Raw genomic sequence first — 23,857 nt, forward strand, 5'->3', positions numbered from 1 at the left:
AGTATTTGGCCTTTGCATTCATAGACTCATCCACTGCATGATAGAGAAGTAGTTGACTTCGAGATCAAACGGCAAAGGATGAGCATTAATGATAGATATGAAAAAAGTTTCTGAGATAAGTACAACAAAAATTTGGCTTAAAAAGCTGCTGCTTGTCTGCCTGGCTACGGTTTTTTTTGTTGCATCCGGGCAAGGTCAGCTCGTTCATGCAGATTCTTCGGGTAAATTTAATATGTCGTATATTTTTCTGGGTAGTCCCCAGTCTTATATCACTCAGGTAGATCGAACAAAGGGCTCGCTGAATGTGGTTTCGCCGAGCTATTTTAACTTGTCTGCTGACGGTAATTTGAAGCTGTCCAGCAGTATAGAAGTGGCTTTTGTTGTGGAGATGCACAAGAGAGGCATTAAGGTTGTGCCCTTTCTCGGCAATGAATGGGATCGTGGGATCGGGACCATGGCTTTGCATAATGCGGAAGCTTTATCTACTCAACTTGCCAAAGCTGTAAGTGATTATAAGCTGGATGGCGTACATGTGAATATTGAGAATGTGCCTGATACGGAGCGGGCAGCCTATACGAATCTTGTGCGACTGCTGCGCTCGAAGCTGCCTGCTTCGGCAGAAGTGTCGGTGGCGATTCCTGCTAATCCCGATAAAGTGACAACAGGCTGGACCTCCGCCTATGATCTTCCCGCATTAGCAGCGGTAAGTGATTACTTGCTGCTGATGGCTTACGATGAAAGCTACCCCGGTGATCCTACACCAGGTCCTGTAGCGAGCCTTCCCTTTGTGAAGGCTTCTATTGAATACGCGCTTACACAGATTCCAGCAGCTAAGCTGGTGCTGGGTATCCCTTTCTATGGGCGCTATTGGAATGGCCAGGCGAGCTCGAATGGTGCCGGGATTTCGAATCAATCCGCAGAGCAATTGATCGCGAAATATAGTGGTACTATTCGGTACGACGCTGGGGCGCAATCACCTGTAGGGACGTTTACCATCCATCCGGGTGATGCCTCAACCTCCTTGTCCGGGCAGAAGCTGCCCGCGGGAAGCTACACGGTTTGGTATGAGAATGAGCAGTCGATCAAAGCCAAGCTCAGTCTGGTTCAGGCCTACGGCTTGAAAGGCAGTGGCAGCTGGAGCCTCAATCAGGAGACTCCCGACACCTGGAGCTACTACAGCCTGTGGCTGGACGGCTTCCGCTTCGCCGACGTCCAGAGCCACTGGGCGGAGCCCTCGGTGCTCGCCGTGGCCAGCCGGGGCTGGATGCTCGGCACCGCCCCCGACCGGTTCGCGCCGGACGCAGCGCTCACCCGGGCCGAAGCCGCGGCGATTCTCGTCCGCGTCCTCGGCTTTGCCGGCGAGACGGGCGCTGCGCCCGTCTCATTCACGGACGTGCCGCCCAGCCATTGGGCTTGGCACGATATCGCGGTGGCGCAGCAGCACGGGCTGATCCAGGGGATCAGCGATGTGCACTTCGCGCCAGACGCGCCCATGACGCGGGAGCAGCTCTGCGCGCTGCTGTCCCGCGCCCTGGGCCTGACTTCGCCCGCGGCTGGCGGGGCGAAGCTGTCTTACCCGGACGTGCCGGCCGGAAGCTGGTCGTACGGGCCAATCGCCGCGCTCAGCGCGCGGGGCCTCGTCGACGGCTTCGCCGACGGCACGTTTGGCCCGGGCGCGGCGATCACCCGCGCCCAGATGGCGGCGCTGCTGACGCGAGCTGTGCCGCTGGTGGCGTCTGTTCGGCCTGCAGGCTGATGGCCTCTAAACCAGCCTCGCCCACACCGTCAACAGGTCTGATATAATGCCGAATGTTCAACACTCGGGATTCTGCCTCAAGGATGCAATTGCTGCCAACTTGAAAAACAGCGGACGCGGATAGGGCTAACAGACGGATCTTTCCTACTTTGATCACAGAGCCTAAGTTATCCACAGACATTGCGACAGCACCGGTCTTTGGGGGCAGTGGAATGGGCCGATTGAAGATCGGATAAACTTCAAAGCTGCCTTCATCACCCCAAAACTGTGCAATTTCCCGCTGTACGGCAAAGACACGGTTTTTGGCCTGGATGACAGCATTGTCTCCAACTTGCAGGATCGAGCTGGTGAGACCGTCTACTATCATGCAGCCTGCTATAGAAATTCTTTTCATAGATTTACCTTTCAGCCGGCAGTGGAAGGAGCGGACCTACGATTACCGATTCCGGAGGGGTATCGAACATCGAGGATAAAATGATTTCTTCCGTATCTCCAATAAGAAACACGGAGGCACTGGCGACCCCGATGATACTAACATCGCCTACACTGATTTGTTTATTTTCGACATGAAAAATCAAGATGATTCACCTTCCTTGTTGGATAATTGGGAGATGTAGGCTTCAATGGCGGTTTGAATATCCCGTTTCGTTTGCTGGATGATGTTTTCTTGGGTTGAATCCAGATTATCCTTGAAACCGGCGCTGCGATACTGCTTGATATAATGCTCAATTCTAGACTCAACCTGGCCTCGGATGTCCTCCAGAATAAGCTCCTCATAGCTCTCATCCAATGGATATTGAAGCTTGCCGGCCGTCGTGCGAAGTTCCTCTTTGGCTCCATGTCTTAAATAATCGTGAATGCTTCCCGAAATGCATTGCTGCATCATGGACACTGGGTTGCCTTGCATGGCTTTGGCTCCGACAGCGGCTCCATTTACAGAGAAGTCTTCGACATCGTCGAAGGTCCCTGGATTAACTCCGATGGAGAGACTGCCATCAAGACGTTCTATCTTCAATTGATCAAATTTATATTCGATTTTATCAATATGAAACTGCTTTTGCCCTTGGATGGTCTCTTTCATTGCATCCAAATCGGCTTGCAGTCTTGTTACTTGCTGTTCCAGCTTTTCTATTCGCTGAGTTTGCCAGTTCAGATGCGCATATATTTGCTGAAACATCTGCGGGCAGGACATCCCATTTTGCAGCACTCGCGGGCACCTCCTTGCATTTTCCAAATGGGGATCATCAGTATGTCATGCCATTTCCATCATGTTGATGTTTCAGGATAAGATCAGACCACTCTGTTTACAGGAGGCAACGGGACGAGTGAGATTGGATTAGTTTCACTTTGAATTTGTTGTCCCAGCTGAGGCGCAGGTCCTGTAAAACCCCCCGTATTATACAAATTGGATAAAGAAGAAATCATCCCGGCGCTGCCGATCTGCAAAACGGAGGAATTGGTGACGGAATTTACCCTCAAATGCCCAATGCAAATGGTTTGATGGATCGTCCAGTTCATATGGCTCCCACCTTGCTTGCGTTTGCTTCTACCAGATCTGAATCATTCGTGTTCGTCGAGCTTACCGAATTTAGCACTCGTGGAAAATCTCCCGTATTGAAGGAGCCTGCCCCAGCGAATGTTTTGGATGAGCTGCTTGGAGACAAAATAAGCGAGTCCCCGATTTGGACGATGGAGCCGGTGCCGATATTGAGTATTTTTAGTTGTCCTACGATAGCGGGCATAGTCCTGACTCCCTTGCGATGGTTACTCTTTCGCTTCATAGTATGACGGTATTCGCCCAGAGGTGTCACTCGCAAGGTGTCACACCAAAGCGAGGGAACATATACTGAAGCAAATGAGGTGGTATGCATGAGCGAGATGGATCCCCAACCATGGAAATGGGAACATTTTGAGAAATTATTCAAGCAGAAGCTTCCTTTGCTGGAAAAGGGGCATTCGTTGCTGGATAATATGGATTGGGTAGAAAACTATGTACAGGATGTATTGAAAAAAGCGATGCCAAAGATCGATAGAGGAACGATCTCCGGCGCTTTGGAAAACTCGCAATTCGATGTTTTTGAAACGCATGACCACGTGATTGTGCAGGTGAAGCTTCATAATGAGGAGAATCCCCGGGCATTGCAAGTGTTTGTCAAATCCAATCAGGTGAAGCTGACAGGATTTCTAAAAGGGGGAACTAAATTCATCAAGCTACCCACCCTGGTAGCCCCGCGAACGGCCAGAGCTAGCTACAAATCGTCCACTCTCCAAATTCAAATCCGTAAGCGCGGCAGGAAAGAAAGCTATCATGAAGCCTTTATTCGTTTCTAAACAAGAAGAAGAACCTTCGGACGGCTTCCAAAGGTTCTTCTGTTCTCAGATTTGAATTTACCGATACATAACGTATTATTTCCCGAGGAATAACCGTCCGTCCTTGGCGATTTTAATCTCATAACCATCATGTACGAGCTCTAGGAGCAGCACTCTGGCGATTCTGTCCTCGTCTTCAACCAGTAAAATTCGACTCATGCTCGCTCCACTCCTGCGCGCTTCCTATCTATATAGTTTCTTTTGCACATCCTCTGCATACGCCGCAGAAAGTAAAAAGCACCCCATTTCCCTAAAAAGGGTAATGGGGTGCTCTTCGAATAAAATTACTCTTTACTGTCTTGCACCGTTTCAGGAGATGTCAATTTATCATAAAAATCTACGAATTGACCTTTCTCGGGGCTGTTCAGATGGGCCATAGCCACACGTGGATGTTCATCCAGCGAGCCGACGATCATGTAAGGGATCAAATAACCCCATTCCCATTTCTCGCGCATTTGGATCATATGATTCTGGATGATTTCCAGGATTGGACGCACTTCATAACGCGGGTTTTTCAAATAACTTACCAACAATTCCGTGGGACAGTTTCCAGCCGCACGTCCCATACCGTAAACGGAAGCATCCAGGTAGGTTACTCCTTTATTTGCACCAGTCAGTGTGTTCGCGAAAGCCAGCTGCATATTATTATGCATATGAATTCCAAGCTCCTTCTCTGGCAGCTGGCGCTGGAATTTCGTTACCAGATAATCAACATCTTTGAAATCCATACTTCCGTAGGAATCAACAATATACACCATATCTACCGGACTTTTATTGATTTCTTCAAAAGACTCAAGCAGTTCATTTTCCATAACGTGCGAGAGAGCCATAATATTTAAAGACGTCTCATAGCCCATATCATGAAATTTTTGCACCAGATCAAGGCCTTTATCAAGATCCTTTACGTAGCAAGCTACACGAATCAAATCCAATAAGCTCTGCTCGCGGGGAAGAATATCATTCTCGTCCACACGGCCGATATCCACCAAAGCGGACAGCTTGGTATCGGTTTTTTGGGTAATGACCTCACGCATGAATTCTTCATTTAAAAAGCGCCAAGGTCCGGAATTGCCGCCTTTGAGCAATTTTGCCGAATTTTTATAGCCAATTTCCATATATTCTACACCGGCTCCGCTTAAGCCTCGATACATGTCCTCGACGAATTTCACGCTAAAATCCCAATCGTTCACCAAGCCGCCGTCCCGAATCGTACAATCCACAATTTTGTGTTGATGCTGTTTCATCCAATGTACCCCTTTCGATTGCAAAAAATCATGCTAAGTTTTGTAATATTATCACTTATGAGCAGGGACCTTGTCAATGAATGGTTGCACAAGCGACTTGGCTGAATGGAACAATTATGAATTGCAGATGATATGAAATATAGAATATTACTCGAAATGCATATTTCCATTATGGAGAGGAGCCTACAAGATGATCCCGACGCCGATTTTCTTTGAATTTGATCAAGAGCGTGATGCTTTGCTTGCATTGGACACGCTGGAGGAGCTGGGATATTCGCCCAGCCTTTTGACTCATTGTATAAAGCCGACCCTGCATATCCATGTTGACCACCAAGATTTGACTTCTGCTTTGGAGATTTGCCAAGCACATAGCGGCAAGCTTGTGGAAAAAAACGGCTCCTCCGCGGAAACGGAAGTCTTTGCCATGGCCTATGATCTGGAGGGCTCGATACGCATTCCCGCTCATGTGGTCAATGAGGATTGGACCGATGATTATGCGAGCCAGTCCGACTATCTTACGGCAGACGCGATTCCAACTGAGGAAGAAGCCGCCTTCGACCCATCCACTGACGACTATGACCACTTTAGGCCGGGAATCCGATTGTAGCTGCCCATTGGGTGACCCTCACCGATTCTTCCAATATATGCTGAAACCTTTGCATTCATTTGTTCGTCAAAAAAGGTAAGCAAGAGGAGAAATGGGGGAATAAGTAATGCGTCAGCTGGCAGTGCTTTTGATATCGGTGGTGACGATGATTTCATTAATAGCTTGTTCGGGGCAGTCAAACAATGCAGCCAACCCAGCATTGAATGGACATCCGGCAGCAGGAGCAGCCGCAGCTCCAACCCCATTGGCAGGATCAACCGCAAGCGCTGCGCCTGCGCCATTCACATCTCCCGGGAAACTGGAGGAAAAGCCGACGGTGTCTCCATCCTCTTTTTCCAGTGAAGAAGAGGCAAAGTCAGTGATTGAGAAACGCATCAAAGAAACTACCGATGCCATGATGCAAAAAGATATGGCAAAGTTAGCCAAGCTCGTGGATCCAGCCAAAGGGGTTCAATTCTCTCCGTACGCCTACGTTGACACAAGCAAAGATGTACGTGTGAAAGCATCAGAGCTGGCAGCCTTGTGGAAGGATACCAAGAAGATCAAGTGGGGAGAGCAGGACGGTTCCGGCAGCCCGATTGAGCTTACGTTCGCAGATTATTTTCAAAAATTCGTTTACGACCATGATTTCGCCAAAGCGCCCAAGATCGGCTACAACAAAATTATAGGCAAAAGCACGACGACCAATAACCTGTTCACCGTATATCCAAAGGACAAATTTATTACAGTGGAGTTTCATTTTGAGGGATTTGACAAAAAGCTCGGGGGCCAGGATTGGTCCAGCTTACGCTTGGTTTACGAGAACAGCGGAGCGGACTGGTTCCTTGTGGCAGTCGTTCACGATCAATGGACTATATAGATTCATTCAATGCAGGCGGCATTTTTTCCGGCTGTGTATCCAGTCGTGAAAGCAGCCGTGATGTTATAGCCGCCTGTGTATCCGTGAACATCGAGGATTTCTCCACAGAAAAACAATCCAGCCATGAGTTTAGATTGCATCGTCCGCGGGTCGATCTCATTGAGATTCACCCCGCCCCCTGTGACGAAAGCTTCTTCAATAGAAAGCGTACCGTTTACAGTAACGGGAAATGCCTTAAGCAGCTTGATGAATTCAAGCCACGGCAGCTTCGGTATGTGATGGTAGGTTAGATCCTCGGCCAGACCGGCCTTTTGCAAAAGCAAGCTCAATAAGCGCTCTTGAATCGTGCCTTTCAGCACATTCTTGAGCGCTTTATTCGGCTCATTCGCGGCCAGCTGCAGCAGTTCGCTCCGCATCTCATCCGCGCTGCGCTCGGGAAAGACATCGATGGTCAGCACGATGTCACGGACCGAGAACTTCTTGCGCTGCTTCACCACGAACTGCGAGCAGCGCAGCACGGCCGGGCCGGAGAGCCCGAAGTGCGTGAAGATCAAATCACCTTCGTGCTTGATGATCTTCTTGCCCTGCGGGCTCCAGACCGTGAGCGTGATCCCGCGCAGGGACAGTCCCTGCAGCTCACGGCTGCGCACGAAAGGCTCGTCCGAGGTGAGCGGCACCTCGGTTGGGTACAGCTCGGTGATGGTGTGTCCCGCGGCTTCCGCCCAAGGGTATCCATCACCGGTTGAGCCCGTATGCGGCACGGATTTGCCGCCTGAAGCCACGACCACAGCGCTGCTGTGCAGGGTCTCTCCCGACCGCAGCTTAACGCCGCTGACGGAGCCTCCCTCGAACAGCAGCTCCGCTACAGGACTATTCACTCGAATGTCCACTCCGAGTGAGCGCACCTTCCCGACGAGTGCGTCTACGACGGTCTTCGCTTTATCGGAAACGGGGAACATACGTCCCCGGTCTTCCTCCTTTAAAGCGATGCCCATGCCCTCGAAGAAGGCCACGATATCGCGATTGCTGAACGTATCCAGCGCGCTGTGCAGGAATCTCCCGTTTCCCGGAATATGCTCAATCAATTCTTCGATTTCCTTGGCGTTGGTCACATTGCACCGGCCGCCTCCGGAGATGCCGAGCTTTCGCCCCAGCTTGTCCCCTTTGTCGATCAAGATCACCTTGGCGCCATGCTCCGCTGCTGCCACGCAGGCCATCAGCCCGGATGGACCCCCGCCTATAACGATAACGTCAACCTTCATGTTTGGAATATTCCTCTTTTATTCAGATTCTGTTGTTTATTTAAATGTAATACATACATCTAAAAACAAGAATTAAATTTACATCAGCAGAGTAACAGCAAAACCTACATTTAAATATGTCCATTTTCCCCAAAACAGCTTGTTTTCCTACAAACAAATGTATGTTTTACAACTCAGTACCCAGTAAAACAAGAGTCTACGAAAATTAGATGCAGGTTTTACATCTCGCGCAGCTGGCGATTGCTAAACTTATCTCGTCAACCTTGATAAACGCGCTCGTCATTTAGGACGGTGCAGCCGTTTATCCTTGTCCATCTCCGTGGCTTAACCTTCCGATTTATCCACTTCTTTAGCTTACCCTCTCGTTGTATCCCCTTCAGCAGCTTTCCCTCCATTGTAAAGCCAATTTCCGTAAAATCCAACTCTTGTATTGCCTGAGGTCTGACCCTAACCCCGCCTTAGGTCCAGGTTGAAAAACCGTCCACGGTCCGTTTTGAAAAAACATCCTATAACCTAAAATAAAGACATGGAACAAACGATCACATACTTCTCCACAGGAAAGGCGGTGACGCAATAAATGAATAATAAACTTTTCCTCCCTCTACTGCTTATCGCCTTGGGTGCCTTGATCATCTTGAATAAGTTCGGGATTCACCTGGTGGGTCCGATCATGGGTTACCTCGTTCCCATCGCGATGGTGGCATTGGGATACTTGGGAATCAAGAGAGGCAGCAAGTTCGGCTGGATCATTGCCGGGATCGGCGGGGTCATTTTGCTGGGCAAACTGGCAGGATGGCTGGTTATCGTTCTCGCGATCGGGCTTATCCTTTATGGATTGTCGATGTTGAAAAGAAGGCCTCAAGCCTGATCATCAAACTTAAAACAATGTGCAGTAAAGAAAAGGTGGTATGAAAAATGAGCCTGATGAGGCGAATGAGAGACATAACCGCGGCGACCATCAACGAGCGGTTGGAACGATCGGAAGATCCGGTCCGTTTGATCGACCAGTATCTAATAGCGCAGAGAGAGCAGCTTCAACAGTCGGAACGGTTGTACCAGCAATGTGTCAGCCACGCCGCAGCACTTCGGCAGCAGTACTTGACGGCACTGGAAACAAAGGAAAAAAGAGAGCAGCAAGCCGTTCTCGCCCTAAAAGCCGGTGAAGAACAAATGGCCCGCATCGTGCTTCAGGAAAAGCTGCAGGCCGAAGAGAAGAGCGAGCAATACCGTGAGCTTTACGAGCAAGCGAAGCAATCCATCCTCGATCTGGATGAACAATTGCAGCAGCTCAAAGCGGATTACAAGGAAGTTGCCGATAAACGCAGCTATTATCTGGCCAGAATGGAATCGGCCCGTTTGCAGCAGAGAATGAACACTCGACTGAGCGGGATCGACCAGCACTCGACGCCGCGAATTTTTAACCGCATCGAGGAGAATGTATCAGATATGGAAATGCAGGCAAGATCGCTGCGAGATGTAAGGCGCATGAGCCGCGAAAGCTACTATCCGGCCGGCAACCCGGCTGTGGATGCTGAGCTTGAGCTGCTGCGCAGCAGGCTGAATAAGGAGGGATAACACGATTATGGGCAAACTATACCGCTCAAGAAGAGATAAGAAACTAACCGGTCTTTGCGGCGGCTTGGCGGAAACGCTGAACATAGATGCAACACTGCTTCGTTTACTGGTTGTGGTAACGACGTTCTTCTCGGGAGGAACAGTGATCCTGCTTTACTTCATAGCAAGCATTGTGATCCCGAAGGAGCCTGGCTTGTTCCCGCCATATGATCCTTTCTCTGGATCATATGGGCACGATAGCTATTCAAGCAGCTGGAATTCGCATAAATCCTACGGGGACAAAGGCTCCTCTTATGGAGCCGGTAACGGCGCGGGCCATTCAAGCAGCAGCAGCTACCAATCTGCAAAGACGAGCCATATTGATGAAATGATGAAGGATATTGAAAAGAAAGCCCTGCAAAAGGAAATTGATGATTTAAGAGCCAAAGTCGCTCAGTACGAAAAAAATAAGGACAATAACAAAGGAGACGTGTAAACCATGGGAGTATTTACTAGATTGAAAGATATGACAAAGGCATCGATTCATGAGGTGCTCGACAAAGTAGAAGATCCGATTTTGATGCTGAACCAATACCTTCGCGACATGGAGGAAGAAATTGCTCAAGCTGAAGTAACGGTAGCCAGACAAATTGCAAATGAGCGTAAAGTAAAACAGCGTCTTGAAGAATCCGTTCGCCTGGTCTCAGATCGGGAAGCCAAGGCTGCCGCAGCTTTGAAAAACGGCCAGGAAGGCGCAGCACGCCAAGCTTTGGAAGAGAAATTGTACTATGAAGAAAAGATTGCCGAGTACACAGATATGCATGTAAGCTCGAAAGCGCAAGCCGATGAGTTGACCGCACAGCTTCATGAAATGAAGGACGAATTCTACAAAATGCGTAACAAGCGCAATGAGCTGGTGTCTCGCGCACAATTGGCAAAAGCCAAGAAACAAATGGCGCAAGTGACTTATTCCGGTGTGATCGAGAGCGGCAACGCTTCCCGCGGTTTTCATCGCATGGAAGAGAAAATCGTACAGCTTGAAGTAGAAGCCGAGATCGTCCGCAAGCCTTACGTGCCAGCCGGATCGATCAATAGCTATGCACCAGTGGATACTGCAAGGCAAGCGAAAGTGGATGAGCAGCTCGAGCGTCTTAAAAGCAAATTAAACGGCAGCACAGCCGAGTAAGTACTATTTCCACAACAAAACGCTTCAGAAGCCGAAAGGCTGCTGAAGCGTTTTGTTGTGGATAGGCTCATTCAACTGTCAATCTGTCTAGAATGTTATCCCCAATTCTTACACATACTACAAGCAAAAGGAGATGGACAAAATGACTAAACTCGAAACTGTGACTAATGCCAAACAGAAGCGGGACGACAAAGCTAAACCGGATGCAATCCGTGATACCAACGGAGATGGCAGTATCGATAAAAAGCTGGATGGACCCAATCGTCCTGCGGAGTAGGAGGGCTTATGAAAGAATCCGATCATACTCAAAAATCGGAGGCTCCGGAACCGGATCCATTCGAGATCAACTTTCTTCCCCAATTTGAACATAACCGTGGACCCAGGCAGCCTTTTATTAACCAGCATGGTGTACTGATAGGCGATCATGATTACGAATCACCCAATTCCCCGTTAATGCGGTGGAACAAGAATACGGATCCTTCAATCATGGCAGGTGATGAATGGGTGCATCCTTATAAAGATATCGGGTTTCATACCGCAGAAAATCGTGATTACTTTGAAAAGGCGATCCCGCCGCAAAGCGGTATATTCATGCATCCGGACAAAGATGTCGCTTATGAATATAAGGTGGGACAGAGGGACCCCGATGAAGAAACAGAGACGTGAACTTGCGGCCATTTCACCTTATTTGCGCTTTGCTTTCACTGCTAACAAATGTATAATATGAGTATACGGAGCGTTTTGTATATCCATTTTAAGTTTTGAGGAGTGAATGTGATGGCAATGTCTTTTGATGCATACATGAAGGATATGGTTCAACCGATGCGTGAAGATTTAACACGCCTCGGAATTAATGAACTTTTAACACCCGAGCAGGTGGAGCAAGCACTTGAGAGCTCTAAGGACGGTACTACGCTGCTGGTTATTAATTCCGTTTGCGGATGTGCAGCCGGACAATGCAGACCAGGTGTAGCCAAAGCCTTGAAGAACGATGTAAAGCCGGATAACCTGTTTACGGTATTTGCCGGGCAAGAGAAGGAAGCAACCGCGAAAGCGCGTGAATACTTGGCGCCATACCCGCCGTCTTCGCCTTCTATCGCTTTATTCAAAAACGGTGAACTGGCGCATTTCATCCAACGTCACCAAATCGAAGATCGCTCAGCCGATATGATCGCAGCTGATTTAGTCGGTGCTTTTGAGCATTATTGCAAATAAGCTTTATTCCAAAAATATCGATGACCCCCTTGCAGTAATGCAAGGGGGGATTTTTGTTTTAGGCCTTTGAATTCTATGGCTCCAAAGTCTATACTAGGTTTAGAGAATAAAGAACTTATGAGAAGGTGGAGACGACTATGAGCTTACAGCAGGACATCATTGCTAAATTAGGTGTTCAGCCGGAGATTGATATCGATACAGAAATTCGCAAACGGACAGACTTTCTTAAGGAATATGTGAAAAAATCCGGTACGCGCGGATTATTAATCGCCATCAGCGGCGGCATTGACAGTGCAGTGACAGCCGGGCTTTGCAAAAAAGCGACCGACGAGCTAACGGTTGAAACCGGCAGCGAGTACAAAACCGTTGGTGTTTTTCAGCCTCATGGGGAGCAGTCCGATATTGAGGACAGCTATGCAGTAGCCAGAGCCTTTGATTTGAAATATCAAATTGAAACGAATATTGAAGAGGCTGTCGGTGAAATAGCGCTGGAAGTCGAATATGGCTTGAAAACGATAGGCGTTCATCAGCATGTCAGCCGCGGCGGCAAGGGGAACATCAAGGCACGCACACGTATGATTATGCAGTATGCGCTGGCGTTTGAGCTGAATTTGCTGGTTGTCGGTACCGATCATGCTTCAGAAGCAATAACAGGCTTCTTCACCAAGTACGGCGACGGGGCCGTAGATATCACACCTCTGAGCTCACTCAACAAGAGGCAGGTGCGAATACTGGCAGCCACATTGGGTGTTCCGCAAAGCGTGCTGAATAAGGCACCGACCGCAGGCTTGTGGGAGGGCCAGACGGATGAAGACGAGCTCGGCATCAAGTATAATGACAACAGTGACTATCTGGAAGGCAAACAAATTGATCAGGCCATAAAGGATAAATTGGAAAAGCAATATTTGAAAACCGAGCATAAACGTAATGCCATTCCGGGGATTTAGAAAGGATGGCGATGATCCCATGATCGTTGGAATCGGCACGGATTTGGTGGAAATCGCCAGGATGCGCAGAGTGCTGGAGCAGTCGACGGGAACGCGATTTTTGGAACGAATTTTGACGCCAAAGGAGCGAGAGCTCGCTTTGAAACGGAAGGGAAGGCTGGCGGAATTTGCCGCCGGACGGTTCGCCGCCAAGGAAGCTGTCGTCAAAGCGCTCGGCTGCGGCATCGGCAAGCAGGTTGGCTTTCAAGATGTGGAAGTACTGCCGAATGAGCTGGGCAAGCCCGAATGCAGTATTCCGGCAGAAGCCCTGGAACGTGCAGGACATGGCAGTATTCGCATCCATCTCAGCATCACGCATACGGAAGCTATGGCATCCGCTTACGTGATAGTAGAGCGGGCTTAAGCAGCCTGGCATGTAAGAAAACGGATGCTATAATCAAAGCCGTTATTTCTGCAGACCCAGTAGAAATAACGGCTTTATGTTTGAATCAGGCTCATTTCTTCGAGCTGAGCCAATCCGTAAGCAGCTGAATTTCGTCTGCTGTCAGCTTGTGTTCATAGCCTGGCATGCCGCCTCCGCCGCCGCGAATTTGATTGGCAATTTGCTCGGGTGTATAGGCAGCACCAATTTTTTGCAGGTTGGTTTTAGGACCAACGCGGCCTGAAAGATCCACACCATGGCAGCTGATGCAGTTGGTTTTTTTAAACAACTCCTCGGCTTTTACGTACTTGCTGTCCGAGCTTGGTGCCAAAGATGCAGCCGTAGATGGTCCTGCGTTTTCCGGATTCGGCGTATTTTTAGTCGTTCCGCAAGCTGTAAGGCTTATAATGACAAAGCAAGCTGCACCGAGCAGCCATGTATGCTTGAACATCAAGCTAACCTCCCTGAATAGTTCATCTCACTTTTGAATATTAACAGGATAGCTTATTTATGGCGTTAATTACAAATCCAAGATTTCTTCTTAACCCTGCTTTTAATATAATTAATGTTAGGGAGGTGACTTATGTACAGTGAAGAGAAAAAACAGTATTTTTCCCATGAATTATTAAATTGGTACAGCCTTCATAAACGGGACCTGCCTTGGCGCAGAAGTAAAAACCCATATCATATCTGGATTTCTGAAGTCATGCTGCAGCAAACTCGCGTCGACACGGTTATCCCTTATTTCCATCGGTTTATTGAACAATTTCCAACGGTTCAGGCTTTGGCCGAGGCTCCTGAAGATCATGTGCTCAAAGCCTGGGAAGGCCTCGGTTACTATTCGCGTGCGCGAAATCTGCAAAGCGCGGTTAGGGAGGTTCACGAACGGTACGGCGGTCAAGTGCCAAGCGAGAAGAACGAAATTTCCTCATTAAAAGGGGTCGGCCCCTATACCTCAGGTGCAATTCTAAGTATTGCTTACAATAAACCTGAGCCTGCAGTGGATGGAAATGTGATGCGAGTGCTTTCACGTTTTTTTCTGATTGAAGAAGATATCATGAAACCGAGCACCAGAGTGTACATGGAAGGATTAGCCAGGGAATTGATTTTGGAAGGAACCGCGAGTGAATTTAATCAAGCTTTGATGGAGCTTGGAGCAACCGTCTGCAGCCCGCGTTCACCTTATTGCCTGACCTGCCCGGTTATGGCTCATTGCTCGGCTCGCGAAGAAGGAATGGCTGAAACTCTGCCAGTCAAGAAGAAAGCCAAGCCTCCGCGTCCGGAGCTAAGAATTGCCGCTTTTATCGAAGGCACTGGCAAGGACGCAGGCAAATGGCTGGTGCGTCAGCGTCCACAAGAAGGATTGCTGGCTCGTATGTGGGAGCTGCCTCATGTCGAGCTGAAGCATGCCGACGGGTTGGATAATGCAGAGAATATGCAGGTCTTGCGCGATTTGATATTGCAGGAAGCAGGGATGGTTGTATCTCCAAGGGAGTGGATGATGGATATAGAGCATACTTTTAGCCATATTCATTGGAACATGAAGGTGTACCTATGTCGACTGGGCGAAGAAAACCGCAATGATGATAAGGAATTTTGGATGCCATTTCATTATCGTTTTATCGGGACTGAAGAGATGGGCGATTATGCGTTTCCTAATGTGTTTGCGAGGATCATGCAGGGGGTTGTGGTTAGCAGCAAAACTAAATAAGCTCATCTTTCAGGGCATCCTGGTTTTTCAAAATAATCCGTTTCTGTCGGATTTCAATCATTCGTTCCATTTGCAGCTCCAGCAATACCTTCGTGACCGATTCACGAACAGTTCCGACCAAGTTCGCAAGCTGTTGATGCGTAAGCTTCATATCGATCAGAATGCCTTCTTCCGTAGCATTGCCATACTCCAATGACAGCCTCATTATGGCTTTCACGATTCGAGAGCGAACATCCAGAAAAGTAAGATCGAATATTTGTTCATTGGCTTTACGCAGACGTTCCATGGTAGCTTCAAGCAGTTTTATGATAAGCTTGGGGCTTTTCTCCATAAACTGAATAAATACGGAGCGCTTTAATGAATACAGGGTGGTTGCTTCCAGTGTTTCCACTGTGGCGGAACGAGTAAGACTCTCGTTGATGAGAGACATTTCACCGAAAAAATCACCGTCCCTAAACAGGGAAAGGATAATTTCCTTCGAGTCGTCGATTCGATATATTTTGACCACTCCGGATTTGATTAAATAGAATTCATCTCCTGGATCTCCTTCAAGAAAAAGAATCTTCCCCTTTTTATGTTTTTTCTCTGTGAAAAGGGGGGCGAGCTCAAGCAGCTCCTCTTCCGTGAGCACTTGAAAAATGGGGACTTGCTGCAATAGTTGAGCGATTGTTTTCATGGGTATCATCTCTTTTCGGCCAGCTTCAAACCAATAACTGCTCTCCCACCTCATTGATGATTATGTTTAATGTGCGCGATAAATCGATCTCGTAAGGACTCCTTAACTCCAAGCCCGCGGCATCCCTTAGAACTCGGACCACAGGACGCTGCATACTGCTTGGATTAATACGAGAAACAATGCCTTTCTCACCTGTGCTTAATGTGACAGATAAGCCTAAAGGGAAAATCGCGACGTTATTACGGAACAGTTTGACCATATTTATATCGTACAATGTTCCTGCGTTTCCGTAAAGAACTTCCAAAGCATGACTTGGAGTCATCGCATTACGATAAGAACGAGGATGAATCATGGCGTCGTAGGAATCAAGCATGCCGATCCATCTGGCATATGGATGTATCTGCTCTCCGACTAATCCAAAAGGGTAGCCGCTTCCATTCATCCGTTCATGATGCTGCAGCGCGCAGTGGGCCGCTACCAAGGGAACTCCAAATGTATCCCTCAGTAATTGGAAGCCATATTCAGCATGCTTTTGAACTTCCATAAACTCATTGGAAGTTAATGGCGCATTTTTCTCCAGGATTTGTTTGGGAATTTGGACATTTCCCACATCATGCAGCAAGGCGCCCATCCCGATGGTCATCAGATCATCGCGTGTAAAGCTCCCTTCCTGGATCGCCAGCTTTGTGGCAACAATACAAACATTGATCGCGTTCTGGCTAAAATGCTTCTCCATATTGTTTGGTGCGGCCAGATTGATGGCGGCTAGCATGACAGCCTCATTCTTGTGGCCGTTAAAGTCATCGATGACGCGTGACATCCCTTCCTGGAAGAGCCTGCCCATGGAATCGGAGGCCTGAGCGTTGGAGGAGATTCCGGCAGTGGCCCCAAATCGCTCAAAGATTTGCCCCAGTGATGTACGCAGCAACGATCTGGTTTGATCATGGATGGGATCCTCGATAAGAATATCTTCGGTACGCGAATCTTCAATGTATAAGTAATTAACGCCCAATTGACTGAGTTTGCTGAGCATACTGTTTGTGAGTTCAACCTGATGGCCTACAAGGACATGGCCTTCCTCTGTAAAGATCGGTTTCGCAAGACGCATACCGGGTTGGCACATCCTGGTTGGTAATATTCGCATATCCATCACCTGCTTCTATCGAAATATCAAATATACCCCAAGAAACTATTATTTCACATCCGGGTAATAAAATCTGTGTCGAAAGTAACAGAAAATGATAAATTTGAACTATATTTTGTCGAATGATATAAGTCTTAAGCTACAAAAAAGACGACCCGCAGGTCGTCTGATTCACAAGAATCTTATTTCGCAGCGTTGAAACGCTTGCCAACCTCAGTCCAGTTTACTACATTCCAGAATGCGGCAATGTAATCAGGGCGTTTGTTTTGATATTTCAAATAGTATGCATGCTCCCATACGTCAAGGCCAAGAAGCGGAGTATCACCTTCCATGATTGGGCTGTCTTGGTTAGGAAGGCTGTAAACCTTCAGTTTGCCGTCTTTACCTTTTACCAGCCATGCCCAGCCAGAACCGAAACGAGTTGCTCCAGCCGCCGCAAATGTCTCTTTGAACTTATCAAAGCCGCCTAGCTCGCTGTCGATAGCCGCTGCAAGAGCTCCGGATGGAGCTCCGCCTGCGTTCGGTCCGATAGTTTCCCAGAAGAAGGAATGGTTAGCGTGGCCGCCGCCATTATTGCGAACTGCGGTACGAATATCTTCAGGTACATCATTCAGGTTGCTTATAAGACCCGTTAAGGATTTATCATGCAGCTCAGCATGCTTGTCAAGCGCTGCATTCAGGTTCGTCACATAAGCATTGTGATGGCGGTCGTGGTGAATCATCATTGTAGTTTCGTCGATATGAGGCTCGAGTGCGTTGTTCGGATACGGTAACGGTGGTAATTGATGTGCCATTTGCAAAATACCTCCCAAAATTTAGTTTCAACAATATTTATTATGACCTATATTTTATAGAAAATCAACATCTATGTATATTAAGTATGTTGGGCTTTCGTAAAGCTTGAAAATGGAAGAAGATAACATAAATATATGTTTTTATCTTGAAAACGCTTTAGATTAAGCGCTTCCAAGAGAAAAACAAAAAAACATGGAGTTTTTCGTGAGTTTTCACACATTTTTAGCAGGATATCGTGTTTTTTTGTCGTATTTAAAAAGTTACCTAAAAAATAAAGCTTATGGGAGAGAGTCACATGCACGTTCGTTCATTTCAACTTGCCGATACCCCATCGGTTACGAAGCTCTTGCAGGAAGTATTAACAGAAACCTGTTATGAAGACACCATGGAAGCTTTCGCGCGTCAGTTGTCCTGGGACACTGAACTGGTATTGATCGCGGAAGATGATGAGCAGATCGTTGGCATTATTATAGGCACCATTGATCATAACAACGGATACTATTACAGAATAGCCGTTGCTGAGCGGCACCAGCGTAAAGGTATAGGAAGAGCTATGATTGAAGCCATGAAGCAACGGTTTTTGCAGCGAAAAGTGAACAAAATAATGGTTACCGTGGATGTTCATAATGAGATTATGCTTCCCATTTATGAATCTGCAGGTTACCGTTCCTCTGACTTTTCGAGAGCGGCTCATCGTCTGAGTATTATAAAAAAAGTCAGCAGTTAAATTCTGACTACCATTAAATAGGGCTTTTGGCATATCTTTTTCCGCACTTGCAATTGCAATTGGGGTAGAGATATGCTTTTCTATTATTATCAGCTTGATTGTATTCGCAAGTGAGATTGAGGTGCCTGACCATTTGGAAAATTTTTCACAGTATATTATCAAAAGCTTCAAGCATGACGGGCATCTTCATCGGATGTGGTTGGAAAATTGGCGAATTCCAGAGGAACAGCTGCACCCCGATCATAAGAACGAATCGATGATAGTGCTAATCAACAGTCAAACCAAAATTCGTGAAGCGGATGGCAAGGAATGGATGAGCCGAATTCCCGGAGTTTCTTTTTTTATGCCGAATCAATGGTTTAATATTGTTGCCCTGCTTGAAGATACCGGTATTCGTTATTATTGCAATATTGCATCTCCGCCTTATTTGGCAAAGGATGTTATCACATATATCGACTACGATCTGGATGTGATTCTTTATCCGGATGGAAGCACTCACGTTGTGGATCAAGAAGAGTATGAGCGCCATAAAACAAGCTATCGCTATTCTCCTTTAGTTGAAAAGAAGGTTATGCATGGAATGGACCTGCTTTTGGAGCGTGTGAATAAAGGCAAGTCTCCCTTTCAGGATATGCAGGTATTGAGATATTATGAGCTGTGGGAGAAGCTAAGAGACGACAGTTCAAGCTGATTAATGCTGTTAAGGACTCGTGAAGGTGAGGTGAATCAATTGACATTCAGCCTTAATGACAGCAAACCTATGGAATGGCAAAGGTTAAAGCAAGAAATTCTGGAGGCTGCCCCGGATTTGGGTATTGATAAAGTGGGCTTCGCTGCTGCGGACCCTTTTTTGGAGCTGAAGCAGGTGCTTTTGAATCATCGGGCAAAGGGCTATGAATCCGGTTTTGAGGAGCCGGATATCGATAAGCGGGTGTATCCGGATCGCAGCTTGGCGGAGCCGCAGTCCCTGATTTCCATTGCTATTGCTTATCCATCCAAGCTGCAGGACCCGCCCCGTTCCGAGCCGGGCGCCTATCGCGGTATCCTTTCCCGTTCTGCCTGGGGCGTGGATTATCATCATGTACTGCAGGATCGCTTGACCAAGCTGGAAGCCTTTATCGCGGAGCGTGTCCCCGATGCGCGAATGCAATCGATGGTGGATACCGGAGCCTTGGCCGACAGAGCGGTTGCGGAGAGAGCTGGAATCGGCTGGGTAGGCAAGAATTGTGCTGTCATTACACCTGAATGGGGCTCGTGGGTTTATTTGGGAGAGATGATAACGAACATACCTTTTCCGCCCGATAAGGCCAGCACCGATCAATGTGGAGACTGCACACTGTGTATCGATACATGTCCTACCGGAGCTTTAGTTGGACCGGGACAGCTCAATTCAAGCCGCTGCATCTCCTTTGTTACACAAACCAAAGGTGTTGTGGAAGATGAGCTAATGCGCAAAATCGGCAATCGACTTTACGGCTGCGACACCTGTCAGGTGGTTTGCCCGAAAAATAAAGGGCTGAACTGGACCCACCAGCCGGAGCTGCAGCCCGACCCCGAAAAGGTCAAACCGCTGCTGATTCCATTGCTCTCCATGGGTAACAAGGAATTTAAAGAACAGTACGGCAGCAGCGCTTCATCCTGGAGAGGCAAAAAACCGATTCAGCGCAACGCGATCATTGCTTTAGGCAATTTCAAAGACCGATCAGCTGTGCCTGTATTATCGGACTTGCTGAAGCAAGACCCGCGCCCTGAAATCAGGGCGACCGCAGCTTGGGCAATGGGCAGGATCGGCGGGGAAGAAGCGATAGAAGCTTTGCATGACGCTCAGCTGTCTGAGCAACAAGCTATCGTCCTGGAAGAGCTGGCCAAAGCAAGCTTAATTTTGGAAAGTAATCACGTTTGAGATCAAAATAAGCAGGACTTCCTTTACGATACTCGAATATGACTGTAATAAGAAAAATCAAGTAACCAACAAATACTACACCCTGCCTGGAGTGAACGTTATGAAATATACGAATGTAGAAAATATTGAGCCAGGACAATACCTGGGAAGAACGATCTTCTCAAGCAACGGAGCGATTCTCCTGTCGGAGGGTGTGCAGTTAACTGTATATATGATTAACACGCTTAAGAGAATTGGGGTCACTATGCTTTATATCAAGGACCCCTATTTGGAAGATGTGATCATCGAGGATGTCCTGTCGGAAGAGACGAAACGTAATGTCATGCAGCAAATGGGCAACACATTTGAATCTATCCGTTCCGGCAAGGATTTCAATACAAGAACGGTCAGCATCAGCATTGATCAATTGCTCGATGATGTGATGAAAAACAAAGATGTCCTTGTTCAGTTGTCGGATATTCGAACCAAGGATAATGAAATGTATGTACATGCGACCAATGTTTGCATGATGTCGGTGATGATTGGCATCAATTTGAACTTGTCTCCGGTACAGCTGAAGGAATTGGCCATTGGAGCTTTATTTCACGATATCGGCAAGATCGAATTGCTGACCGATGACCAGTCCAAGGATATTAAGCTGCATCATACCTGGCGCGGCTTTGAAGTCATAAAGAATAAGCGGGAGTACAGCCTGCTGATCGCGCATGTGGCCTTCCAGCATCACGAAACCATGGACGGTCAAGGCTTGCCTCGCAAACTGACTAGTGACCAAATTCATCTATATGCAAAAATTGTGGCGGTAGCCAACATGTATGATAATTTACTGTTTGATCCCGCCGACGGCAAAAGAATGCTCCCGCATGAAGCATGTGAGCACATGATGGCGTTAGGGTCTGCCAAACTGGACCATGAAGTGTTGATTCAATTTCTTAAAACCATCTCGATTTATCCTACGGGGACATCGGTTAGGCTGTCTACCAAAGAGATCGGTGTGGTGGTTGGACAACATCGCGGACTGCCGGCAAGGCCCATCATTCGAATTGTCAAGCAGGAATCAGAGGGCAATGAGATCACGATCAAAGAGATGGATTTGGCCAAGCTGACCACTGTTTTTATCGATCAAATATTGAGTTGATTGTGTTTGTTTAAGACTGACAAAAATGCTATGATGATGAGAGCTAAAATCTAATTTAATTTAAAGAGGAGCAGGGGGTGCACGGAATGTGGAGCTATATCATCCCGATTATCACATTGATCGCTGGTTTGGTTGGCGGCTTTTTCATCGGAGTTTATTATCTGAAAAGACAAATGGAAGCCATGCAAAACAATCCGGAAATGCTGCAAAAAATGGCCAAACAAATGGGCTATAATATGAATAAGCAGCAGCTGAATAAAGTGCAAAACATGATGAAGAATCAAAAATGGAAATAAAAAATATGGAGGCGGAACCGGCTAAAGCCGTTTCGCCTTTTGATTGTAAAAAGGGGGATGATCCCATGTCGTCAACAGAATACAAAAACTCTTTAGTTGGGAAAAATCGGGAACAGCTTGAATACCATGTCAGAGAAATATTGCGGTTATTGGGGGAAGATGTAGATAGGGAGGGTTTGCTTGAGACACCCGCTCGCGTCACCCGCATGTATGAGGAAATATTCGCAGGCTACGACGCCGATTTACGCGATGTACTCGGTGTTACTTTCGATGAGCGGCACGAAGAGCTGGTAATTATCAAAGATATCGTTTATTACAGTCAATGTGAGCATCATATGGCTCCTTTTTTCGGTAAAATTCATATCGGGTATGTTCCAAGCGGAAAAGTGGCAGGGCTGAGCAAATTTGCTCGTCTTGTTGATGCTGTTACCCGGAAGCTTCAAGTACAGGAACGGATTACGTCCGAAATCGCGGATATATTGGAAGATGTGCTTAAACCTCATGGTGTAATGGTGGTAGTGGAAGGGGAGCATTTGTGCATGTGTTCCCGAGGTGTCAAGAAATACGGCAGCAAAACGATCACTTCCGGTGTACGGGGCAGCTTCCGAACCGATTCGACCCTGCGTTCGGAGTTTCTTTCGCTTTTGAAATAGGAACAGGCTATCTTGGAGGGAAGTACAATGGACCTGAGAAGGCTGCGGCTCGGCGAAGCTTCCATCAAATCAAACGAAGACCGGGATGAATATGAAAAAGATTATGCCAGACTGATTCAGTCTCCGGCCTTTCGGCGTCTGCAAGGGAAATCCCAGGTTTTTGGCGCGGGAACCGGTGATTATTATCGTACAAGACTGACACATTCCCTGGAAGTGGCGCAAATCGCCAGAGAGGTCGCCAAACGCTTCGGCCGCTCGATGCCAGACCTGCAGCATGCTGAGCATCCAGGACTAATGATAGATCCGACTGTGGTGGAATGCGCGGCTTTGGCGCATGATTTTGGCCATCCTCCCTTTGGCCATAAGGGCGAAGAAGTGCTCAACAGCCTGCTCATGAATGAATATGGATTGAAATATGAAGGCAATGCCCAAAACTTTCGCATTCTGATGTTCCTCGAAAAGAGAGCAGGCAGTGACAGCGGCCTTGTTCTAACGGCAGCTGTGCTCCTAGGCATTAATAAATATCCTTACCTGCTGGAGGAGGAAGGCTGTCTTAAAGGGGTTTATGCATCAGAGTGGGAGAGTATTCACGAGCTGCGGACGCTGTGGCAAATGCCTGAAGGCTGCTCCACGCTGGAAGCACAGTTGATGGATTTATGCGATGACATCGCCTACTCTACGCATGACATTGAAGATGGGATTCGTGCCGGAAAAATACAGATGAACGACACCTTTTTCGAGGATAAGCGACTGATTCGCAATGTCGTACTCGAGGTTTTGAATGATCCGAGCAATAAGCGGTTTGTTTGGGAACAGGTGAGTGTGGAGGCTATGGTTCGCAAAGTCCTGGCCGATTATCTGGAGCAGTGGGAACGAATCTTTGTCGAGTGCAATCAGGAGGAGTCCAGAACACGTCGGGAAATGAAGGCACGCTGGGTGAGCATGTTTGCCAATCAGCTGGGCATCCTGGATGACTCGGTCCTAGGGTGGAAAAAAGTCACGCTGGTGAAGGATGGCATCGAGGATATCGAGCTGCTGCGAACCATGGAAATTTTGAAGAAATTGGCGTGGGTCACGCTGATTAAGGATTTTCGCGTGCAGCGGCTGCAAAAGCGCAGTGAAATTATTGTGGAGAGCCTGTGGAGCAGCTATAAGGATCCTGAAAAAGGGCAGTGGATTGTACCGCCGGATTGGATGGACAGCTATGAACGCCATAAAGACAAGTGGAGCTGGCCTCGCTTTATCGCGGACTATATATCCGGTATGACCGATGCGTATGCGGAAAAAGTTTATGCCGAGCTATTCGGCAGTAAATCCGGCTCTATTTATGAAATGGATTGAACAAAAAAAGACCACCTTCATTCTAGCAGAAGGTGGTTATATAGGGAGGAGAGAA

At 47.7% G+C, this 23,857-nt stretch carries 33 protein-coding genes; 21 read left to right on the plus strand and 12 right to left on the minus strand.

All coding sequences use genetic code 11. The features are described 5' to 3' along the window. Window positions 1–88 precede the first annotated feature (88 nt). The gene (locus BLV33_RS20780; RefSeq protein WP_090796207.1) at window positions 89–1,756 is read left to right on the plus strand and encodes an S-layer homology domain-containing protein; all 1,668 of its coding nucleotides are present in this window, start codon (window positions 89–91) and stop codon (window positions 1,754–1,756) included. Here the strand turns inward: BLV33_RS20780 and BLV33_RS20785 are convergent. The 5 genes from BLV33_RS20785 to BLV33_RS20805 all read right to left on the minus strand — a co-directional run bounded on the left by BLV33_RS20785 (window position 1,683) and on the right by BLV33_RS20805 (window position 3,498). Next, the gene (locus BLV33_RS20785; RefSeq protein ID WP_090796211.1) at window positions 1,683–2,150 is read right to left on the minus strand and encodes a spore germination protein GerPE; all 468 of its coding nucleotides are present in this window, start codon (window positions 2,148–2,150) and stop codon (window positions 1,683–1,685) included. The genes BLV33_RS20780 and BLV33_RS20785 overlap by 74 nt on opposite strands. Window positions 2,151–2,154: 4 nt before the next feature. Beyond that, window positions 2,155–2,334, minus strand: a complete 180-nt coding sequence (locus tag BLV33_RS20790; protein ID WP_171909232.1) for a spore gernimation protein GerPD — start codon at window positions 2,332–2,334, stop codon at window positions 2,155–2,157. Next, window positions 2,331–2,963, minus strand: a complete 633-nt coding sequence (gene gerPC, locus BLV33_RS20795) for a spore germination protein GerPC (RefSeq protein WP_090796218.1) — start codon at window positions 2,961–2,963, stop codon at window positions 2,331–2,333. Before gerPC ends, BLV33_RS20790 begins: the two co-directional genes overlap by 4 nt. Before the next feature lie 83 nt (window positions 2,964–3,046). Next, the gene (locus tag BLV33_RS20800) at window positions 3,047–3,274 is read right to left on the minus strand and encodes a spore germination protein GerPB (protein WP_090796222.1); all 228 of its coding nucleotides are present in this window, start codon (window positions 3,272–3,274) and stop codon (window positions 3,047–3,049) included. Beyond that, a complete protein-coding gene (locus BLV33_RS20805; RefSeq protein ID WP_090796226.1) occupies window positions 3,271–3,498 on the minus strand; it encodes a spore germination protein in 228 nt (75 codons plus the stop codon). The genes BLV33_RS20800 and BLV33_RS20805 overlap by 4 nt, the downstream gene beginning before the upstream one ends. Before the next feature lie 127 nt (window positions 3,499–3,625). Here BLV33_RS20805 and BLV33_RS20810 point away from each other — a divergent pair, with 127 nt between their 5' ends. Continuing rightward, window positions 3,626–4,087: a hypothetical protein gene (locus tag BLV33_RS20810; RefSeq protein ID WP_090796230.1), complete on the plus strand. Its 462-nt coding sequence runs from the start codon at window positions 3,626–3,628 to the stop codon at window positions 4,085–4,087. A 75-nt stretch (window positions 4,088–4,162) separates the two neighbouring features. Here BLV33_RS20810 and BLV33_RS20815 read toward each other — a convergent pair whose 3' ends face one another. Next, entirely contained in the window at window positions 4,163–4,285 is a 123-nt protein-coding gene (locus BLV33_RS20815; protein ID WP_366414828.1) for a hypothetical protein, read from the minus strand. Between the two features lie 125 nt (window positions 4,286–4,410). Continuing rightward, window positions 4,411–5,370: an aldolase catalytic domain-containing protein gene (locus BLV33_RS20820; RefSeq protein ID WP_090796233.1), complete on the minus strand. Its 960-nt coding sequence runs from the start codon at window positions 5,368–5,370 to the stop codon at window positions 4,411–4,413. Between the two features lie 190 nt (window positions 5,371–5,560). Here BLV33_RS20820 and BLV33_RS20825 point away from each other — a divergent pair, with 190 nt between their 5' ends. Together BLV33_RS20825 and BLV33_RS20835 are read left to right on the plus strand one after the other, a co-directional pair. Then, window positions 5,561–5,977, plus strand: a complete 417-nt coding sequence (locus tag BLV33_RS20825; RefSeq protein WP_090796237.1) for a hypothetical protein — start codon at window positions 5,561–5,563, stop codon at window positions 5,975–5,977. Window positions 5,978–6,083: 106 nt separating this feature from the next. After that, window positions 6,084–6,836 carry a hypothetical protein gene (locus BLV33_RS20835; RefSeq protein WP_139305789.1) on the plus strand — a complete coding sequence of 251 codons (753 nt, stop codon included), beginning with the start codon at window positions 6,084–6,086 and terminating at the stop codon, window positions 6,834–6,836. Window positions 6,837–6,838: 2 nt separating this feature from the next. Here the strand turns inward: BLV33_RS20835 and BLV33_RS20840 are convergent, their stop codons facing one another. Continuing rightward, window positions 6,839–8,098 (minus strand): BaiN/RdsA family NAD(P)/FAD-dependent oxidoreductase, encoded by a 1,260-nt coding sequence (locus BLV33_RS20840; protein ID WP_090796248.1) that lies wholly within the window; start codon window positions 8,096–8,098, stop codon window positions 6,839–6,841. A gap of 577 nt (window positions 8,099–8,675) precedes the next feature. Between BLV33_RS20840 and BLV33_RS20845 the strand changes: the two genes are divergently transcribed. The 9 genes from BLV33_RS20845 to acpS all read left to right on the plus strand — a co-directional run bounded on the left by BLV33_RS20845 (window position 8,676) and on the right by acpS (window position 13,403). Next, window positions 8,676–8,966: a LiaF transmembrane domain-containing protein gene (locus tag BLV33_RS20845; RefSeq protein ID WP_090796252.1), complete on the plus strand. Its 291-nt coding sequence runs from the start codon at window positions 8,676–8,678 to the stop codon at window positions 8,964–8,966. 47 nt (window positions 8,967–9,013) lie between these two features. Beyond that, window positions 9,014–9,673 (plus strand): PspA/IM30 family protein, encoded by a 660-nt coding sequence (locus BLV33_RS20850; RefSeq protein ID WP_090796256.1) that lies wholly within the window; start codon window positions 9,014–9,016, stop codon window positions 9,671–9,673. 7 nt (window positions 9,674–9,680) lie between these two features. After that, complete coding sequence (locus BLV33_RS20855) at window positions 9,681–10,148, plus strand: PspC domain-containing protein (RefSeq protein ID WP_090796260.1); 468 nt, start codon at window positions 9,681–9,683, stop codon at window positions 10,146–10,148. A 3-nt stretch (window positions 10,149–10,151) separates the two neighbouring features. After that, window positions 10,152–10,838, plus strand: a complete 687-nt coding sequence (locus BLV33_RS20860; protein ID WP_090796264.1) for a PspA/IM30 family protein — start codon at window positions 10,152–10,154, stop codon at window positions 10,836–10,838. Between the two features lie 142 nt (window positions 10,839–10,980). Then, on the plus strand, window positions 10,981–11,115 hold the full coding sequence (locus BLV33_RS29730) for a spore protein (protein ID WP_216234803.1): 135 nt from the start codon (window positions 10,981–10,983) through the stop codon (window positions 11,113–11,115). Window positions 11,116–11,123: 8 nt separating this feature from the next. Continuing rightward, window positions 11,124–11,504 carry a DUF3905 domain-containing protein gene (locus BLV33_RS20865; protein WP_090796268.1) on the plus strand — a complete coding sequence of 127 codons (381 nt, stop codon included), beginning with the start codon at window positions 11,124–11,126 and terminating at the stop codon, window positions 11,502–11,504. A gap of 111 nt (window positions 11,505–11,615) precedes the next feature. Continuing rightward, on the plus strand, window positions 11,616–12,053 hold the full coding sequence (locus tag BLV33_RS20870) for a BrxA/BrxB family bacilliredoxin (RefSeq protein ID WP_090796272.1): 438 nt from the start codon (window positions 11,616–11,618) through the stop codon (window positions 12,051–12,053). Between the two features lie 137 nt (window positions 12,054–12,190). After that, entirely contained in the window at window positions 12,191–13,000 is an 810-nt protein-coding gene (gene nadE / locus BLV33_RS20875; protein ID WP_090796276.1) for an ammonia-dependent NAD(+) synthetase, read from the plus strand. A gap of 19 nt (window positions 13,001–13,019) precedes the next feature. Further along, the gene (gene acpS, locus BLV33_RS20880) at window positions 13,020–13,403 is read left to right on the plus strand and encodes a holo-ACP synthase (protein ID WP_090796279.1); all 384 of its coding nucleotides are present in this window, start codon (window positions 13,020–13,022) and stop codon (window positions 13,401–13,403) included. A 91-nt stretch (window positions 13,404–13,494) separates the two neighbouring features. Here acpS and BLV33_RS20885 read toward each other — a convergent pair whose 3' ends face one another. Next, the gene (locus tag BLV33_RS20885; RefSeq protein ID WP_090796282.1) at window positions 13,495–13,872 is read right to left on the minus strand and encodes a c-type cytochrome; all 378 of its coding nucleotides are present in this window, start codon (window positions 13,870–13,872) and stop codon (window positions 13,495–13,497) included. A gap of 132 nt (window positions 13,873–14,004) precedes the next feature. On the opposite strand from BLV33_RS20885, the gene mutY reads away from it, so the two are divergent. Further along, window positions 14,005–15,132 (plus strand): A/G-specific adenine glycosylase, encoded by a 1,128-nt coding sequence (mutY, locus tag BLV33_RS20890; RefSeq protein WP_090796286.1) that lies wholly within the window; start codon window positions 14,005–14,007, stop codon window positions 15,130–15,132. Here the strand turns inward: mutY and BLV33_RS20895 are convergent. The 3 genes from BLV33_RS20895 to BLV33_RS20905 all read right to left on the minus strand — a co-directional run bounded on the left by BLV33_RS20895 (window position 15,125) and on the right by BLV33_RS20905 (window position 17,746). Next, window positions 15,125–15,808 carry a Crp/Fnr family transcriptional regulator gene (locus BLV33_RS20895; protein ID WP_090796290.1) on the minus strand — a complete coding sequence of 228 codons (684 nt, stop codon included), beginning with the start codon at window positions 15,806–15,808 and terminating at the stop codon, window positions 15,125–15,127. The genes mutY and BLV33_RS20895 overlap by 8 nt on opposite strands. 25 nt (window positions 15,809–15,833) lie before the next feature. Further along, window positions 15,834–16,952: an HD-GYP domain-containing protein gene (locus tag BLV33_RS20900; protein ID WP_090796293.1), complete on the minus strand. Its 1,119-nt coding sequence runs from the start codon at window positions 16,950–16,952 to the stop codon at window positions 15,834–15,836. 182 nt (window positions 16,953–17,134) lie between these two features. Continuing rightward, the gene (locus BLV33_RS20905) at window positions 17,135–17,746 is read right to left on the minus strand and encodes a superoxide dismutase (RefSeq protein ID WP_090796297.1); all 612 of its coding nucleotides are present in this window, start codon (window positions 17,744–17,746) and stop codon (window positions 17,135–17,137) included. Window positions 17,747–18,042: 296 nt separating this feature from the next. On the opposite strand from BLV33_RS20905, the gene BLV33_RS20910 reads away from it, so the two are divergent. From BLV33_RS20910 to dgt, 7 genes are all read left to right on the plus strand, one after another. Beyond that, window positions 18,043–18,474 carry a GNAT family N-acetyltransferase gene (locus tag BLV33_RS20910; protein WP_090796300.1) on the plus strand — a complete coding sequence of 144 codons (432 nt, stop codon included), beginning with the start codon at window positions 18,043–18,045 and terminating at the stop codon, window positions 18,472–18,474. A 133-nt stretch (window positions 18,475–18,607) separates the two neighbouring features. Further along, a complete protein-coding gene (locus BLV33_RS20915; RefSeq protein ID WP_090796304.1) occupies window positions 18,608–19,165 on the plus strand; it encodes a DUF402 domain-containing protein in 558 nt (185 codons plus the stop codon). Window positions 19,166–19,234: 69 nt separating this feature from the next. Further along, complete coding sequence (gene queG / locus BLV33_RS20920) at window positions 19,235–20,377, plus strand: tRNA epoxyqueuosine(34) reductase QueG (protein WP_090799101.1); 1,143 nt, start codon at window positions 19,235–19,237, stop codon at window positions 20,375–20,377. Window positions 20,378–20,477: 100 nt separating this feature from the next. After that, window positions 20,478–21,512, plus strand: a complete 1,035-nt coding sequence (locus tag BLV33_RS20925; RefSeq protein WP_090796306.1) for an HD-GYP domain-containing protein — start codon at window positions 20,478–20,480, stop codon at window positions 21,510–21,512. Window positions 21,513–21,598: 86 nt separating this feature from the next. After that, a complete protein-coding gene (locus BLV33_RS20930; RefSeq protein WP_090796309.1) occupies window positions 21,599–21,808 on the plus strand; it encodes a YneF family protein in 210 nt (69 codons plus the stop codon). A gap of 65 nt (window positions 21,809–21,873) precedes the next feature. Next, window positions 21,874–22,461: a GTP cyclohydrolase I FolE gene (folE, locus tag BLV33_RS20935; RefSeq protein ID WP_090799103.1), complete on the plus strand. Its 588-nt coding sequence runs from the start codon at window positions 21,874–21,876 to the stop codon at window positions 22,459–22,461. Window positions 22,462–22,488: 27 nt separating this feature from the next. Further along, window positions 22,489–23,802 (plus strand): deoxyguanosinetriphosphate triphosphohydrolase family protein, encoded by a 1,314-nt coding sequence (gene dgt / locus BLV33_RS20940; RefSeq protein ID WP_090796313.1) that lies wholly within the window; start codon window positions 22,489–22,491, stop codon window positions 23,800–23,802. Window positions 23,803–23,857: the final 55 nt, after the last annotated feature.

The sequence above is a fragment of the Paenibacillus sp. GP183 genome, from assembly GCF_900104695.1.
Taxonomy (GTDB): Bacteria; Bacillota; Bacilli; order Paenibacillales; family NBRC-103111; genus Paenibacillus_AI.